The following is a 2,293-nucleotide window of genomic DNA, read 5'->3' as shown; positions in this document are numbered from 1 at the left end:
CATTGGCTTTCAAGGCTTTTGGCCGGTGCCCCCCGTGGGATTCGAACCCACAACCCACGACTTAAAAGGACGCTGCTCTAACCGTTGAGCTAGAGGGGCAACAGCAACATAGTATACAGCATATTCGGACGAATCGCCACCGCGGGCGTCTTTCGCCTCACGTTTGCCCCACGTTCGCGCCTCGCGTGCCCACATCGTGTACCCACGGCCCTTACAATCGAAACCATGTCATGCACCACGATTCTTGTAGGTAAAAAAGCAAGCTACGACGGTTCGACCATCATCGCCCGCGACGATGATTCCGGTTCCGGCCGTTACGATCCCAAGAAATTCATAGCCGTCGCGCCGCAGGAGCAGCCGCGGCACTACCGCAGCGTGCTCAGCCACGTCGAAATCGACCTTCCCGATGACCCATGCCGCTACAGCATTGTGCCGAACGTGCTGCCAAACCGTGGAATCCTTGCGGAAGCGGGCGTGAACGAGCATAACGTGGCCATGAGCGCCACCGAAACCATCGCCGTCAACGAACGCGTGCTCGCCGCCGATCCGATGGTCGAGCTGCAACCGGCCGACGAAACCACGGGCAGGGCGGAAACGCCTGGCGGCATCGGCGAGGAGGACATCATCACCCTCGTCCTGCCGTACATCGCCACCGCGCGCGAAGGCGTGAAACGTCTCGCGGAACTGCTCGAAACTTACGGAACGTACGAATCGAACGGCATCATCATTTCCGACGTGGACGAGATCTGGTACGTCGAGACCATCGGCGGCCACCATTGGATCGCCCGTCGCGTGCCGGACGAGAAATGCGCCATCATCCCCAACCAGCTGGGCATCGATTATTTCGATTTCGACGACGCGTTCAGCGACGCACGCGAATTCATGTGCAGCGCCGATCTGCCGGACTTCATCGAACGGCATCGACTTGGTCGCGCGGCGGGCGCGCAGGGCGGCATGAACGGTAGCCATTGCAATCCGCGCATCATATTCGGCACCGCCACCACAAAGGACCACATCTACAACACGCCGCGCGCCTGGTACATGCACCGTTACCTCAACCCCGCTGATGCGGAAGGGCACACGCCCGAATCGGACGATATTCCGTGGTGCGTCGAACCGGAGAACGCGGTGACCATCGAAGACGTCGACTTTTTGTTGGGATCGCATTTCGAAGGCACCCCTTACGATCCGTACGGAACGCAGGGAACCCCGGAAAGCCGCCATCGCTACCGTCCGATCGGCATCAACCGCACCGGACACATGGTCGCCATGCAGATTCGTCCGTACGCGCCCGCGGAAAACCGTTCGATCATGTGGATTTCCTACGGTTCCGGCGCGTTCACCGCGGCGGCGCCGTTCTATGCGAACGTGGACGATACGCCGGCGTACCTGCGTGACACCACGCCGGAGGTCTCCACGGATTGCCTGTATTGGACGAACCGTCTGATCGCGGCGCTCGCCGACGCGCATTTCTATGAGACCAACAATGTCATCGAGGCGTTCGCGGAGGGCGTGCGCGTGTTCGGACATCGGTTGGTCGAACGCACGGATGCGGCGCTGGAGGGGCTGAAGCAGCGGAAGCAGGAAGATCCGACAGAGCAGGAAGAGCAGCCGGAGAACGCAGGGCAGACCGCGGCCGGCCCAACCTCCGCACGTCTGGAATCCGCCAACACCGAAATGGCGGAATACCTGCGCAAGCATGCCACCAAGCTGCTCAACGACGTGCTGTACACGTCCAGCAACCTGATGCGCAACGGCTTCGCCATGTCCGACCGCTGGAACTGAGCCTGTGCGGGCGGCCTGGTGCGGGTGCCTGCTCCCGGGGAACCAGCGCCAGTGACCTGTGCGGGCGATTCTGCGCTGCCTTGCAAAGCCCCCGGACCAGCTAATTGCCTCTAATTGCCTTATTTGTGGCACCTGATACGCGTTACCCCGAGTATGAGCCTTGGAATTCCAACGTTCATACTCGGGGCAAACGCATTATGGTGCCACAAATAAGCGAAATAGCGGTGCCGGAAAGGTGAAATCTGCCACAAATAAGTGAGATAGCCGCTTTCCTGGAGCTAAAACCGCCAAAACGCCAGCCCGTCCGTCAAACGGAATGCCAGCCGGAACGTCCGGCCGACGCACGTCAAACGGAAATGCCGAACCAGCGAACAGAGCCCACAATCAGTTGAAGCCGACCACGTGTTCCGCGACGAAATATCCCTTGCGAATCACAAATCGTCCGACCGACCCGTGCAGATTCAGCGCGCGTGACATCGCCTTCTTGCGGACGTCCTTGTAGATCGTG

At 60.3% G+C, this 2,293-nt stretch carries 1 protein-coding gene, 1 tRNA gene and 1 pseudogene; 1 reads left to right on the top strand and 2 read right to left on the bottom strand.

Translation table 11 applies throughout. From position 1 onward, the window contains the following. Positions 1-26: 26 nt before the first annotated feature. Positions 27-99 (bottom strand) — tRNA-Lys (locus ACR0P8_RS09380). Between the two features lie 126 nt (positions 100-225). Between ACR0P8_RS09380 and ACR0P8_RS09375 the strand changes: the two genes are divergently transcribed. After that, the gene (locus ACR0P8_RS09375) at positions 226-1,785 is read left to right on the top strand and encodes a C69 family dipeptidase (protein WP_432624800.1); all 1,560 of its coding nucleotides are present in this window, start codon (positions 226-228) and stop codon (positions 1,783-1,785) included. A gap of 384 nt (positions 1,786-2,169) precedes the next feature. Here the strand turns inward: ACR0P8_RS09375 and ACR0P8_RS09370 are convergent. Next, a pseudogene (locus tag ACR0P8_RS09370) lies at positions 2,170-2,293 on the bottom strand (glycosyltransferase family 2 protein); the annotation flags it as partial.

Origin of the sequence: Bifidobacterium sp. (genome assembly GCF_050874245.1) — a bacterium.
Lineage (GTDB): Bacteria > Actinomycetota > Actinomycetes > Actinomycetales > Bifidobacteriaceae > Bifidobacterium.
The sequence above is the reverse complement of the archived record's forward strand: the minus strand, read 5'-3'. Positions and strand labels throughout refer to the sequence as shown.

Coding starts and splice junctions, on each gene's coding strand:
- ACR0P8_RS09375 (WP_432624800.1), top strand. CDS start 226: ATGTCATGCACCACGATTCTTGTAGGTAAAAAAGCAAGCTACGACGGT.